At 66.9% G+C, this 13,028-nt stretch carries 12 protein-coding genes; 8 read left to right on the forward strand and 4 right to left on the reverse strand.

The window, feature by feature from the left end; genetic code table 11:
- The first annotated feature begins 74 nt into the window (after positions 1-74).
- A complete protein-coding gene (locus ABE543_RS01495; RefSeq protein ID WP_346475188.1) occupies positions 75-2,270 on the forward strand; it encodes a hypothetical protein in 2,196 nt (731 codons plus the stop codon).
- A gap of 66 nt (positions 2,271-2,336) precedes the next feature.
- A complete protein-coding gene (locus ABE543_RS01500) occupies positions 2,337-2,822 on the forward strand; it encodes a TspO/MBR family protein (protein ID WP_111186977.1) in 486 nt (161 codons plus the stop codon).
- Positions 2,823-2,835: 13 nt separating this feature from the next.
- Here ABE543_RS01500 and ABE543_RS01505 read toward each other — a convergent pair whose 3' ends face one another.
- The gene (locus ABE543_RS01505) at positions 2,836-3,090 is read right to left on the reverse strand and encodes a hypothetical protein (RefSeq protein WP_181452142.1); all 255 of its coding nucleotides are present in this window, start codon (positions 3,088-3,090) and stop codon (positions 2,836-2,838) included.
- 240 nt (positions 3,091-3,330) lie between these two features.
- Between ABE543_RS01505 and ABE543_RS01510 the strand changes: the two genes are divergently transcribed.
- The 4 genes from ABE543_RS01510 to ABE543_RS01525 all read left to right on the forward strand — a co-directional run bounded on the left by ABE543_RS01510 (position 3,331) and on the right by ABE543_RS01525 (position 9,061).
- Complete coding sequence (locus ABE543_RS01510; RefSeq protein ID WP_231108703.1) at positions 3,331-3,873, forward strand: biliverdin-producing heme oxygenase; 543 nt, start codon at positions 3,331-3,333, stop codon at positions 3,871-3,873.
- A gap of 97 nt (positions 3,874-3,970) precedes the next feature.
- Positions 3,971-6,208, forward strand: coding sequence for an ATP-binding protein (locus tag ABE543_RS01515; protein WP_346475189.1), 2,238 nt, complete (start codon positions 3,971-3,973; stop codon positions 6,206-6,208).
- The gene (locus ABE543_RS01520; RefSeq protein WP_053518529.1) at positions 6,205-6,672 is read left to right on the forward strand and encodes a response regulator; all 468 of its coding nucleotides are present in this window, start codon (positions 6,205-6,207) and stop codon (positions 6,670-6,672) included. Before ABE543_RS01515 ends, ABE543_RS01520 begins: the two co-directional genes overlap by 4 nt.
- Complete coding sequence (locus ABE543_RS01525) at positions 6,665-9,061, forward strand: response regulator (protein ID WP_346475190.1); 2,397 nt, start codon at positions 6,665-6,667, stop codon at positions 9,059-9,061. The genes ABE543_RS01520 and ABE543_RS01525 overlap by 8 nt, the downstream gene beginning before the upstream one ends.
- 21 nt (positions 9,062-9,082) lie before the next feature.
- Here the strand turns inward: ABE543_RS01525 and ABE543_RS01530 are convergent, their stop codons facing one another.
- Genes ABE543_RS01530 through ABE543_RS01540 form a run of 3 tightly spaced genes read right to left on the reverse strand, consistent with a single transcriptional unit; the run spans position 9,083 to position 11,084 of the window.
- Positions 9,083-9,751: an NAD(P)H-binding protein gene (locus tag ABE543_RS01530; RefSeq protein WP_346475214.1), complete on the reverse strand. Its 669-nt coding sequence runs from the start codon at positions 9,749-9,751 to the stop codon at positions 9,083-9,085.
- Positions 9,752-9,783: 32 nt separating this feature from the next.
- Positions 9,784-10,464 (reverse strand): ChrR family anti-sigma-E factor, encoded by a 681-nt coding sequence (locus tag ABE543_RS01535; RefSeq protein ID WP_193396570.1) that lies wholly within the window; start codon positions 10,462-10,464, stop codon positions 9,784-9,786.
- A complete protein-coding gene (locus tag ABE543_RS01540; RefSeq protein ID WP_065182216.1) occupies positions 10,461-11,084 on the reverse strand; it encodes a sigma-70 family RNA polymerase sigma factor in 624 nt (207 codons plus the stop codon). The genes ABE543_RS01535 and ABE543_RS01540 overlap by 4 nt, the downstream gene beginning before the upstream one ends.
- A gap of 131 nt (positions 11,085-11,215) precedes the next feature.
- Here ABE543_RS01540 and ABE543_RS01545 point away from each other — a divergent pair, with 131 nt between their 5' ends.
- Together ABE543_RS01545 and ABE543_RS01550 are read left to right on the forward strand one after the other, a co-directional pair.
- Complete coding sequence (locus ABE543_RS01545; RefSeq protein WP_128988607.1) at positions 11,216-11,983, forward strand: hypothetical protein; 768 nt, start codon at positions 11,216-11,218, stop codon at positions 11,981-11,983.
- Positions 11,984-12,076: 93 nt separating this feature from the next.
- Positions 12,077-13,027: an acyl-CoA desaturase gene (locus ABE543_RS01550; protein WP_164152110.1), complete on the forward strand. Its 951-nt coding sequence runs from the start codon at positions 12,077-12,079 to the stop codon at positions 13,025-13,027.
- Position 13,028: the final 1 nt, after the last annotated feature.

A 13,028-nucleotide genomic window follows, 5' to 3' on the forward strand; every position in this document is an offset into this window, starting at 1 on the left:
CCGCCAGTCACTTCACATGGTGAACCACGGTACTCGGCCATAGTGGCCGGAGTTCGTCATCATGTTGAGCGTTCATGGCAGCAGTCCGCGCGCACCTCAAGCATTTGCCTAGCCGGTGGCGCACAGCGCTCTACATCCTGCTCGGCCTCTACGCAGCCTATCTGTTGGCGGGCAACGTCTTCCTCAACACGCCGCTGTTCGACAACGTCACCAACCGCAAGCCGCAGAAGTTCGTGATGACAACGGGCCCGGCGATCACACTGGTGCCGGGCCACGTGATCGCCTGGAACGTGCACATGCGCGGCCACGTCAACCACACGGTCTATGTGCTGCATGCGGAACGTGCCAGTGCGCGCCTTGCCCTCCTCCCCCTGTTCCGGCGCGAAGTCCGGGTGCCGCGGCTGCAGGCGACCGGTGTTTCGGCCGACGTCAGTCGCGTCGATCAGGTCGTCCCCTCGCCCCCCCGCGGTACCCGCGGGTGGACGCTGCGCTTCAACGCCATCCATAGCGACAGCATCCGCAGCGCCCGGCTGGGCAAGCTGCTGATCATCGGCAAGGGAGCCGGAACGGTCGGTTTCCTCAAGCAACTGCGCGGCGGTCCGTCGGAACTGTTCGATTCCCAGGTCCGCTTCGATGCCGCCGACGTCAGCTATGACGGCGTCCAGCTGCTGGGCGACACAGAACTCACGTCCCGCTTCAGCTATCCCCGCCATTTCCGCGACCAGGCGCCCGGCCTGGCCAAACTGGGCCTGTTGCGGGCTGCGCTCGAGGTCAACGCACGAAGCCAGGGGCTGCGCCTGGATACCGGCCTGGCGCAGCCGCGGATCGCCAGTGCCCCGGTGCCGGGGCGACTGCAGATGGACATCCGCATGGACCATGGACGCCTGCAGCCCGGCAGCCACGCGCTGTGGCACGTGCCCCTGCTGCTCGGTGACGGCGCTCCCGGCCGTGGCGTTCTGGCCCTGCAGCTCAACACCGCCGACGACATTCGGCTGCAGGCCCGGCTGCCTCCCAAGGAAGGAACGGGCGCAGCGCTGGACGCCGATCTGCGGATTGCTGGCCGTGAGATTCCTTTCCGCCAGATCGACCAGTTGATCGAACGGACCTCGGGAACGGTGCGCGGCGAGTGGACCTTCACCTCGCTCAACTGGATCCCCGCGCTGTTCGTTCGCAAACCCTGGCTGCAGCTCGATGGCGGCGGCGTCCTGCAGGCGGATCTGAAGCTCCGCAACGGTGAACTGGTGGCGGGCAGCACGGTCGACATTCCCTCCGCCAAAGCGGTTGCCGGTATTGCCGGCGTGACGATGGCGGGCACGGCCAGCGCGCATGGTGAGCTCAAGGACGGATCGCCCACCCGCGCCGAGCTGTCGGTACGCCTGCCCCGCTTCACTGCCAACCCGACGGACGCGCCGCGCACACGGCTGTTCGATGGCCGCGATCTGCAGGTGACGCTGAGCGGTGACGGCCGTATCCGCGAGCTGCGCAACGGTGTGCGCGCGCACCTGCGTTTCAGTGACGCCACCATTCCGGACCTGGCGGCCTACAACCGCTATCTGGGCACGGACCAGGTACGGCTGCTCGGCGGCACCGGCCAGGTGAGCGGCGAGATGCGGCTGGACACCAATGGTCGCATCGGCCAGGGCAGCGCCCGCCTGCTGGGCCGGCAGGCACGTGCGCAGGTCGCCGGGCTGTCACTGGCCGGCGACGTGCAGCTGGATGCAGCCCTGCGCCGCGGCAACTTCACTGACCGCCATTTCGACGTCTCCGGCAGCACCGTCGAGCTGCGCAACATCCAGATCGCCGGTGTCGCACGCAAGACGCCGTGGCGCGGACGTATCGACATCCAGTCCGGGCGCATCGATGCACAGTCGCCGTTCCAGGTGGACGCACGTGGCGCCGTGGCAATGAGCGATGCCTCGCCCCTGCTGGCGGTGTTTGCCGAGCGCGGCGACTATCCGCGCTGGGTGCTGTCGCTGCTCGACGCTGGCCAGGTCGATGCGCAGACCGCACTGCGCTGGCGGCCGGGGCATCTCACCCTGGACGAGCTGACTGCGGAGAATGACCGGTGGTCCGTCCGCGCCCGCCTCGATCTTCCCGGTCAGCACAAGCGCGGCGATCTCTATCTGCGCTGGGGCGTGCTCGGGGCCGGCCTCGAGCTCGACGGCGAGCAGCGCCGCTGGCACCTGGCAAAGGCCCGCGAGTGGTTTGATGAGCGCCCCTCCCTGCTGCCCGCCTCGGCGGCACCTGCGCAACAAGCGCCTGGGGACTGACGGCCGGCGCTGCATCCAAACGTGCCACTCGTTCGTATTGGTTCGAGACCCACGCGAGGATGCCCGATGAAACGAACAACGCAGGCCCTTGGACTGGCCGGCTGGCTTACGCTGACCTTCGTGGCAGCGGCGCTTGGCGCACGGGCCTCGATCTCGGCATCGGACTTCTACTCCACCCTGTCGCTGCCCGCGTGGGCGCCTCCCGCCGGGCTGTTCGGACCGGTCTGGACGGTGTTGTACGCGCTGATGGCAGTGGCCGCGTGGCTGGTCTGGCGCGAGAAGGAACGGCGCCCCAACACGGTGGCATTGGCGCTCTACGTCGTGCAGCTGGCAGCCAACACCGCATGGAGCTGGCTGTTCTTTGGATGGAAACAGGGTGCGCTCGCCTTCGTGGATATCCTGGCCCTGCTGGCGCTCATCATCGCCACCGTGATTGCCTTCGCGCGCGTCCGGACGCTGGCGGCGATCCTGCTACTGCCCTATCTGCTGTGGGTAGGGTTCGCCGCCGTACTCAACTACGCGGTGTGGCAGGCCAACCCCGGGGCCCTGTAAGGCGGTGCGCGCTTCAGGCGGTTGCTTCAGGCGCAGGCTGCCAGCTGCGCAGGGTCGCGCCCTTCAGCGACTGCTGCCCGCAGCCGGTCGGGCAGCGCAGCACGCGGATGGCCGACATACTGACCAGGCCCTGCCCCTCCACCGCCTTGAACACCGTCTCGCAGCGCAGGCAGCGTGCCACCATGGAATACAGGTGAACGATGCGGCGGGTGCCGGGGTCCTGCAGAAGATCCACATCCAGCAGCTGGAACTGGCAGCTGTCCGGCATCGCGCGCATGGAGTGGGACGTGTTCGGGGGTGTGTGCAGGTTCACGACGGAGCGCCAGTGGAAGTGTCCTGCGTACGTTATGGAAACCGGCGTGCAGCGGGTGTGCAGTGCACATGCAGTGACCGCGAAATCTTGTGCGGGCCGCGGACCGATTCTGCTAGGGTGCCGCAGATGCACAGTCCATTGCCGTCCTCCGATCCACCCGCCCGCTGCCAGCAGTCTGCCGGTAGTCCGTTGAGCGTGTACCTGAGGGACGCCACGCGGTCGGTGCACGGCAGCCTCGATGCGTTCCTGATCGGGCAACGCCTGTTCGAATCCACATTGCGCTACGGGCGCTTTCTCCAGGTCCAATGGCATTTCCACCACGCCGCCGCGCCGCTGTACATGGACGGGCTGATGCTTCCGGCAACGGCACGACTGCAGCTGGTTGAACAGGATCTGCTGGATATGGGCGCCCCGCTGCCACGCGCGCATGCCTGGCGTCCCAGGCTGCAGCACGCATCCCGTGCGTCGGCATTGGGTTGGCTGTACACCGTCGAGGGTTCTGCCCTGGGTTCGGCCGTCCTGCTCAAGTACGTCGCCGCGCTGGGGCTGGGTGCCGGCCATGGCGCCCGTCACCTTGCACCTTCGCCTGCAGGCGTGGCCGAGCAATGGCGGATCACCCGCGCGCATCTGGATGCGGAACCCCTCACGCAGCAGCAACGCCAGCAGGCCTGCAGCGCGGCTCAACAGGCGTTTGCATTCGTGCGGCGTTGCGCAGCTGAAGTGTTCAGCAATGCGTGAACAGGCATTCACATCGTCCGGACGGTATGCGGCCGCAGCATTTTCCGTCACCATTCCATTCCGCCCGGCCCGTCACGAATCATGAGTACCGCCCTTGATGCCTTCCGCTGATCGCACCTGGAACGATGCACTGTCGGACTGTGCGCGGGAACCCATCCACACACCGGGCGCCATCCAGCCCTACGGCGTGCTGCTGGTGCTGGATCCGCTGACGCTGCTGGTGCGGGAATGTGCCGTTAGCCAGCCCATCGCGCTGCGCCAGTACGGTGATCCGTTGATGCAGCATGTCGAGAACGCACTGGGCGGTGTGATCGGCCCCTTCGTACATCGCCTGCGGCACATCGCACCCGGCGGCACGCTGCACCTGGGCGCGGTCCACCTGGATGGGCTGGGGCGCCACCAGTTGCTCGCGCATCGTTCAGATGACGATCTTCTGATCGAACTGGAAGCCCCCGTTGCCGGTCAACCCGCCTCGCTGGAGGAGCTGTACCCCGCGATCCGCGAACTGATGCTCGCCATCGAGGGGGCCGCGACGGTCGAGGATCTCTGCCAGCTGGCGGCTGCGCACATACGCAGGATCGCCGGATTCGACCGTACCCTCGTCTACCAGTTCGACGCCGGCTGGAATGGAACCGTCGTGGCCGAAGATGGCAACGGCATCCTGCCTTCGTATCTTGATCTGCGCTTCCCGGAATCGGATATTCCGGCGCAGGCGCGCGCCCTGTATCTGCATAACCGGGTGCGGCTGATCGCCGATTGCGATTACACGCCCGTGCCCCTGGTGCGGGCCGGGCATCATCGCCAGGCCACGCCCACCGACCTGAGCCTTTCCACGCTCCGCAGCGTCTCGCCGGTGCACCTGCAGTACATGCGCAACATGGGCACGGCAGCATCGATGTCGGTCTCGCTGATCCACGAGGGACAGCTGTGGGGGCTGGTGTCGTGCCACAGCGCACAGCCGCGCCGGCTGCCCTATCACGTGCGCACGGCCTGCGAGTTCATGGGGCAGATCCTGTCGCTGCAGATCGCACTGAAGCAGCGCGCACGCGCCGTGGAGGAACGGGTCGGGCGCCGGTCCTTGCTGGTCAAGCTGCTGGGCCGCATGGCCGGCGACGAGGACTTCATGGCCGCGCTCCGCCGCGACCCCGACAGCCTGCTTTCACTGACCGGCGCGCAGGGCGCGGCCATCGTGCACAGGAACGACTGCGTGCGCCTGGGCCAATGCCCCGGGAATCCGGAGGTACTTGCGCTGGCACAGTGGCTCGCGACCGCGCACGTGGGCGAGGAAATGTACGTCACCGATCATCTGACCGCGGCCTGGCCGCCTGCGGAGCAGTTCAGCGATGTTGCCAGCGGCGTGATCGCCGTATCCATCTCCCAGCTGCATGACAGCTACCTGATGTGGTTCCGCCCAGAGGTGGTACGCACGGTCAGATGGGGTGGCGATCCACGCAAGAGCGCAGGCGGCAGCGACGCCCTGTCGCCACGGCATTCATTCGAGGCATGGAAAGAGACCGTGCAGCAGCGCAGCCTGCCGTGGAACGAGGCCGACTGCGATGCGGCGCTCGAGATGCGCAACGCCATCGTCGACATCGTGCTGCGCAAGGCGGAAGAGATGGCCGAACTGAACGAGCAGCTGATGCGCAGCAACAAGGAGCTGGAAGCGTTCTCGTATTCCATCAGCCATGATCTGCGCGCCCCGTTCCGGCATATCGTGGGCTATTCCGAACTGCTGGGCAGCTCGGCAGCCGAGCGCTTGAACGAGACCGAGCGGCGTTTCCTCGACACCATCGTTGATTCGGCCAAATCGGCCGGCACGCTGGTGGATGATCTTCTGAGCTTCTCCCAGATGGGCCGCTCGACGCTGGGTCGCGCACGCATCGACATGGCAGCCATGGTGGAGGATGTGCGGAAGATGCTGGAGTTCGAATACCACGGACGCGACGTCCACTGGCAGATCGGGGACCTGCCCCAGGTTGAGGCCGACCCCACCATGATGCGCCTGGTCTGGCAGAACCTGCTGTCCAATGCAGTGAAGTTCACCCGCGAGCGCACGCACGCGGTGATCGCAGTGGCGCACGAGCGCTCGGAAAGCGAGGATGTCTTCACTGTGCGCGACAACGGCTGCGGCTTCGACATGCGCTATGTGGACAAGCTGTTCGGCGTGTTCCAGCGGCTGCACCATGTCGAGGAATTCGAAGGTACCGGCATCGGCCTGGCCAACGTGCGCCGCATCATCGGCCGCCATGGCGGCCGCACCTGGGCCGAGGGCGAGCCGGGCAAAGGCGCCACCCTCCATTTCACCCTGCCCCTGCATTCTGGAGATGTTCAATGAGGGACCTGCGGCCGATCCTGCTTGTCGAGGACAGCCCCAAGGATGCTGAGTTGACCCTGGCCGCGCTGTCGCGTTGCCAGCTGCTCAATGATGTCATCCATGTGCGTGACGGCGCCGAGGCGCTGGACTATCTGCGATGCGAGGGCGCCTTTTCCGGTGCCCGCCATGGCGGCCCCGTGGTCGTGCTGCTCGATCTCAAGCTGCCGAAGGTCAATGGACTGGAGGTGCTCGAGCAGGTTCGTGGCGATCCCGTTCTCAGCAGCACCCCGATCGTGATGCTGACCTCGTCGCGGGAGGAGCAGGATCTGATCCGCAGCTATGAACTAGGGGTCAACGCGTTCGTGGTCAAGCCCGTGGATTTCAAGGAATTCTTCGACGCGATCCAGGGTCTTGGCATGTTCTGGGGAATCACCAATCAACCGCCGCCGCATCGCCCGAACGGCTCGGGACACCACCATGGGTGATATCACCGACCGCGGCGAGCGCCTGCGCATCCTCATGCTGGAGGACAGCGCACTCGATGCGGAGCTAATCTCCGCCCAGCTGCTGCGGGCCGGCCTGGATTTCGAGGCGGAGCGCGTATGGACGCGTCGGGGCTTCCTCGATGCCATCGACAGCGGCACGCATGACGTCATCCTCGCCGATCATGTATTGCCCGGCTTCGATGGCGATGCGGCCCTGGCCCTGGCGCGCGAACGCGTCCCCCATACGCCATTCATTTTTGTTTCCGGCACGCTTACCGAAGAACTGGCGGTGCAGGCCCTGACCCGTGGCGCGCGCGACTACGTGGTGAAGCAGCGGCTGCAACGACTGCCGGACGCGATACGGCGTGCACGGCAGGAGGCCCACGAGCGTGGCGAGCTGGCCCAGGCCCAGGCGGCGCTGAATGACAGCCAGGCGCAGTTGCAGCAGATCACCGACGTGGTTCCGGCGCTGATCGCGCAGTTCGATCACGAACACCGCTTCCGCTTCGCCAACCGTGCGTTTCTCGACTGGCACGGGGTAAGCCTGGCCGAGCTGCAGGGACGGACTGCGCGCGAGATCAGCGGGATTTCAGCCTTCGAGGAGGCGCTGCCCAGCCTGCAGCAGGTCCTCCAGGGAGAGCGCGCCAACTTCCAGGCACGTCTTGCCCATCGCAGCGGTGAGACACGCTTCGTACAGATGGACTGCGTACCGGAGCGCGCAGCCGATGGCCGCGTGGTCGGCTACATCTGCGTGGGCAGCGACGTTTCCCAGCTCAAGCGCGCCGAACTGGCCCTGCGCGAGGACAACCAGTCGCTGGAGCGGCAGGTTCAGGCGCGCACCGCCGAGCTCCGGGCCAGCAAGCGACGTCTGCAGTCCATCTTCGAGTCCAGCTTCCAGCATCAGGTGCTGCTTGACCTGTCCGGGCGTGTCGTCGACGCCAACGTCGCCTCGCTGGCCGCGGTGCTGGCCGAGAAGGCGCAGGTTGTGGATACCCCCTACTGGCAGACGCCCTGGTTCACCACCACGCCCGGAATGAGCGAGGTGATCGACAAGGCGGTTGCCGATGCCGTAAGTGGGCGCAGCTCCCTGCACTCGCTCGAACTGGAGCTGCCCACCGGCCGGCGAAGTTTCGACGTTTCATTCCGTCCGTTGCAGGACGGCGCCGGCGAGGTCACCGCGGTGGTGTCCGAAGCCGTGGAGACCACCGCACGACTACAGGCAGAGCATGCACTTCGGCAGGCGCAGAAGATCGAGGCCGTCGGGCAGCTGACCGGCGGCATCGCCCATGACTTCAACAATATCCTGACGGTCATCTCCGGCAACGTCGAGCACGCGATGCTGTTGAGCGGCCATCCTGGAGCGTCGGCCGAGGCGACCACACGCGCACTGGACAACGCCCTGAAGGGCGTCTCGCGCGCGGCAAGCCTGACCCAGCGGCTGCTGGCCTTCGCGCGCCGCCAGCCGCTGCGCAGCCAGGCCGTCAATCTCAACGACTGCATGCTCGGAATGCAGGACATGCTGCAGCGGGCGCTGGGCGAGCTGGTGCGACTGGAGATCAGCACGGCTGCCGGCATCTGGTGCGTGGAACTGGACGTCGCGCAGCTGGAGGCCTCCGTGCTCAACCTCGCGGTGAATGCACGCGATGCGATGCCCAGCGGCGGCAGGCTGAAGGTCGAGATCGACAACAGCCATCTCGACGGCGACTATGCCGCCCTGTTCCCCGATGCGGCTCCGGGCGAGTACGTGATGCTGCGCGTCCGCGACAACGGCCACGGCATGCCGGCCGATACGCTGGCGCGGGTGTTCGAGCCGTTCTTCACCACGAAACAGGTGGGGCGTGGCAAGGGCCTGGGGCTCTCCATGGTGCATGGTTTCGTCAAGCAGTCCGGCGGCCACGTCCTGATCGACTCCGTGGAGGGCGGAGGAACCAGCATCACCATGATGTTCCCGCGCTCGCCGCTGCCACTGCCCTGTGAATCTCCCGCGCCGGCAGCGGGCCTGGCCGGCTATGAACAGCGCGGCGAGACCATCCTGGTCGCTGAAGACAATGACGATGTCCGCGCATACACCGTCGACGCCCTGCGCCAGCTGGGCTACCGCGTGCTGGAGGCACATGACGGGCCGTCCGCGCTGCGCCTGCTGGAACGCCCGGACGCGCGCATCGATCTGCTGTTCTCCGATATCGTGATGCCCGGCATGTCCGGCTGGGAACTGGGTCGCGAAGTCCGGGAGCGCTGGCCTGAGGTGGCGATTCTGTTCACATCCGGCTATCCGCGCGATCATGACGCCCCCGGGGGCGCGGGCCGCTCTGCGGCGCTGCTGAGCAAGCCATTCACGCGCGCCGATCTGGCCGAATCGATCCGCGGCGTGCTGGCGTCCTCCAGCTGACGGACCGGGGCGCGCGTCGGCTCAGGGGCCTTGCCTGGTTCCGAGCAGGTTGATCTGCGCGCACTCAACGACGCCCGGCGGCTGTGGCATGTCGGCCAGTGCAACCATCGCCCGCCCCAGGGCCAGATTGCTGGTCGCGATGGAAGGGGCCATGCGTGCGACCAGCCCCAGCACCGGGGCGCCGACACCATAGAGTGGCTTCATCCACGAATGCACCGTGCCTGTACCTGCAACAGGCTGGACACCGCCTGGTCGCAACATCACCATACGGATCGGCAAGCGGGCCAGCGCCTGTTCGGTCTGCCCCTTCACCCGCAATGGCATGATGCGGCTCTGCGGATCAGCATGAGCCCCGGACACGTACAGAAAGCGCCCCTGCGGACATGCCTGGGCGAACGCCGAAGCCACGGCAAGCGTGGCATCGAAGGTCACCGCGCGGTACTCGGCTTCGCGGGTTCCCACCGGCGGCGCTCCGGCGCAGTAAAGGCAGGCGTCGAATCCCGAAAACAGGTCCACACTGCCGGCGGCCTGCCGGAAATCGGCGAGCAGCAGTTCGGCGACCTGCTGCCCCGGCCGGCTGCCCGGCCTGCGGACCAGTGCCGTGACACGCTGCACCCGGGGCGATTCCAGGCAGGCCAGGACAACGCCCTGCCCCACCAGCCCTGTTGCACCGGCAACGAGCAGCTTCATGCGGCCAGGGGCGGCGTGACTGTCCACGGGGCTCAGAGTTTCACGAAACGCTGGATGCGGCGCGCCAGCCAACCACTGAACACCAGCGGGGCATCCAGCGCGGACACACAGATGCAGGGCACGCCCGGCGCCGTCACCGGCTGGTGCTCAACGTCCTCGTCAAGATCCGCGACATCGCCAGGCGCGAACAGGCCCAACGCATCGTTGTAGGAACCGCGCAGGATCTGCGTCAGTTCGCTCTGTCCGTGGCTGTGCATCGGCAGGCACTTTCCGGGGGCGATCTTCAGCATGATCAACGATGGCATCTGTTCGGCCCGGATGCAGTGCACGCCAGGCGCGATCCAGCGCCAACGCAGCGCTGCCAGTGACCTGCCGAAATACGGGTGCAGCGATGCCGGCAGGTAGTCCGGATCAGCCTCAGGCCGTTCATGCGGCACCTCCCGCGGCGATGATGGCTCGGCCGCTGCTGAGACCGCCTGCGAGGACAGATGGGCCAGCATGGCCTCGCGCAGGGCGTCCCGGCGGTCTTCGGCAAGCGCAGGCTGGGTGTGTTCCAGCAGCGCCGAACCGATCGCCTCAGCCTCCCGCAGGCGCTGCCGGCACACCGGGCAGCGCTCCAGATGCGTGCCGGCGACGATGCTCAGTGGCGCCGGCAGTGCGCCGGCTGCATAACTCATCAACGTCGATTCGTGCAGATGGTGGTGCGGGCTCATTGCGCACCTCCGATCCGCGACTGCAGGCGCAGGAATGCGCGGCGGAGATGCGACTTCACGGTCCCCAGCGGCATGCCCAGAATGGAGGCGATCTCACCGTGGCTCTTGGCCTCGAAGTAAGACATACGGACCATGCGCGCCTGCACGGCCGGCAGTTCGTTGATGCGCTGGCGCAGCCGTGCATGGTCGGCAAACTGCTCGGCGCTGCTGCGCTCGACCAGGTCCGCGGCAGCGGCCTCTTCGACGGCCGCCTGGACCTGCATCCAGCTGCGCTCGCGCCGGACCCGGTCGATATGCAGGTTGCGGGCGATCCGGTAGAGCCATGTACTCAGTGCCGCCTGCGCCGGATCGTAGTCTCCAGCGCGCAGCCACACCTTCAACAGGCATTCCTGCGCAAGCTCTTCAGCCACGGCATCCGGCACGCCGAGTCCGCGCAGATAGACGCACAACCTGGGCATGAAGTGGTCATAGATGCGCATGAAGCAGTCGCGGTCGCGCAACCGCGCCACCGCGTCCATGTCACCGGTCCAGTTCAGTGCGTCAGTGCTGGGCTGCTGGGAACTGGACACGAGGCGGGCGGTGTCGAAGGGAACGGGAGGGCTGGCGGCGTCAGGGTACATCTGCGGTCGCGGCGGGCTGGTGAAGGTCTGTCCTGAGTACGGGCCACGGGCCCATTTGGATGCAGCACCGACCTGCATCCAGCAACGGCCCTGCCGCGTATGCCAGAACACATCCCGCCGGAGCGCCTTCGATGCGCATCACTCTCCTGCTGCTGTGCCTGCCCTGCCACGCACTCTCGGCCACCCTGCTGCACAACGAGGGCATCGCCACCCTGCCGGATGGCCGGGTGGCCTACCGCGAGATGCACTGGCAGCGGGGCGCCACGGAAGGCGCCGAGCGCTGGGTCCAGTACCTGTGCCCGGACGGCCAGCCCTTTGCAAGAAAACACATGGCGGCCACGGATCGACCGCTGGCGCGCGGCTACCGGCTGCTCGACCAGCGCTCCGGTCAGCAGGCTGACGTGGAGATGTCCAGCGATGCAGTCCGCATCTCGTGGAAGGAGAGTGCCTCGTCCACATCGCGGCAGGCACGCCTGCCAGCGCCTGCCGGTGCAGTCGTCGATGCCGGCTTCGATGCGGCCGTGCGCCAGCACTGGACACCGCTGCTGCAGGGAGCCGAGGTGACCCTGCCCTTTCTCGTCCCCGGGCGCCAGCGCTTCTATCCGGTCAAGGTCAGCTGGCGTGGTGCGAACCGCTGGCGCGGGCTGGCTGCACAGTCATTCGAGGTCCAGCTGGACACCTGGTATGGCGGCGTGGCCCCACGCCTGTCACTGGTCTACGCCGAGGCCGATCGTCGCCTGCTGGAGTTCCGCGGCACCAGCAACCTGCGCGATGCACGTGGCACTTACCCCGCCGTGGTGGTGCGCTTCGACAGCCCGCCTGCGCCCCAGCCGGACAGCCAGTGGCAGCAGGCGTGGGCGCGGCCTCTGGTCGCCGGGTGCGCCGTTACGGCGAAGTGAAGACAAACAGGAAGACGAAGAATCTGCGACGAGGCGCATCCATTTCCCGCCCTGCTGCGTAGAGAAACACACGCCTCTCTCGAGATCCGCCCCATGGCTTCCGCAGCGCCCCTCCGCAGCCGACGCGAACGCCTTCTGAGCACCATCCGGCGCTGGTTCGACGCCGGCACTGCAATGGACACCGACAGTGGGCGTGCGGATCGGATCGACTGGCTGCGCGCGGTGCCATTCGCACTGATGCACCTGGCCTGCCTCGGCGTGATCTGGGTGGGGGTGTCCTGGATCGCCGTGGCCGTGGCAGCTGCGCTCTACGCGATCAGGATGTTTGCGATCACCGCTTTCTATCACCGCTACTTCTCGCATCGAACCTTCCAGGCGCCGCGCTGGGTGCAGTTCGTATTCGCGGTGATCGGCGCTTCCAGCGTGCAGCGCGGCCCGCTGTGGTGGGCCGCGCACCACCGGCATCACCACCGCCACGCCGACCAGCCGCAGGACCCCCATTCCCCACGCCAGCGCGGATTCTGGCGCAGTCACATGGGCTGGTTCCTGACCCGCGAGGCGTTCACCACAGACCTTGCCCGGGTGCCTGATCTGGCCCGGTTCCCGGAACTGCGCTGGCTGGACCGCTTCGACATCGCGGTGCCGGTACTGCTGGCGGCAGGCCTTTATGTACTGGGCGAACTGCTCGAACGGGCAGCGCCCGGCCTGCACACGTCCGGGCCGCAGCTTCTGGTCTGGGGCTTCTTCGTTTCCACCGTCGTCCTGTTCCATGCCACCGTCACCATCAACTCGCTGGCGCATCGCTTCGGCCGGCGCCGCTTCGATACCCGTGACGACAGCCGCAACAATCTGTGGCTGGCACTGCTGACCTTCGGCGAGGGTTGGCACAACAATCATCACTTCTTTCCCGGCTCGGTCAGGCAGGGCTTCCGCTGGTGGGAGGTGGACATGACCTGGTACGGGCTGCGCGCAATGGCCGCCCTGCGGCTGGTCAGCGGGCTCAAACCCATCCCTGCGTGGGTCCTGGACAAGGCGAGATACTGAC

Source organism: Stenotrophomonas sp. TWI169, from assembly GCF_039674705.1.
GTDB classification, from domain to species: Bacteria; Pseudomonadota; Gammaproteobacteria; order Xanthomonadales; family Xanthomonadaceae; genus Stenotrophomonas; species Stenotrophomonas maltophilia_P.

Coding starts and splice junctions, on each gene's coding strand:
- ABE543_RS01540 (WP_065182216.1), bottom strand. CDS start 11,084: ATGTACCCTGACGCCGCCAGCCCTCCCGTTCCCTTCGACACCGCCCGC.
- ABE543_RS01550 (WP_164152110.1), top strand. CDS start 12,077: ATGGCTTCCGCAGCGCCCCTCCGCAGCCGACGCGAACGCCTTCTGAGC.
- ABE543_RS01515 (WP_346475189.1), top strand. CDS start 3,971: ATGCCTTCCGCTGATCGCACCTGGAACGATGCACTGTCGGACTGTGCG.
- ABE543_RS01525 (WP_346475190.1), top strand. CDS start 6,665: ATGGGTGATATCACCGACCGCGGCGAGCGCCTGCGCATCCTCATGCTG.
- ABE543_RS01520 (WP_053518529.1), top strand. CDS start 6,205: ATGAGGGACCTGCGGCCGATCCTGCTTGTCGAGGACAGCCCCAAGGAT.
- ABE543_RS01535 (WP_193396570.1), bottom strand. CDS start 10,464: ATGAGCCCGCACCACCATCTGCACGAATCGACGTTGATGAGTTATGCA.
- ABE543_RS01500 (WP_111186977.1), top strand. CDS start 2,337: ATGAAACGAACAACGCAGGCCCTTGGACTGGCCGGCTGGCTTACGCTG.
- ABE543_RS01505 (WP_181452142.1), bottom strand. CDS start 3,090: ATGCCGGACAGCTGCCAGTTCCAGCTGCTGGATGTGGATCTTCTGCAG.
- ABE543_RS01495 (WP_346475188.1), top strand. CDS start 75: ATGGCAGCAGTCCGCGCGCACCTCAAGCATTTGCCTAGCCGGTGGCGC.
- ABE543_RS01545 (WP_128988607.1), top strand. CDS start 11,216: ATGCGCATCACTCTCCTGCTGCTGTGCCTGCCCTGCCACGCACTCTCG.
- ABE543_RS01530 (WP_346475214.1), bottom strand. CDS start 9,751: ATGAAGCTGCTCGTTGCCGGTGCAACAGGGCTGGTGGGGCAGGGCGTT.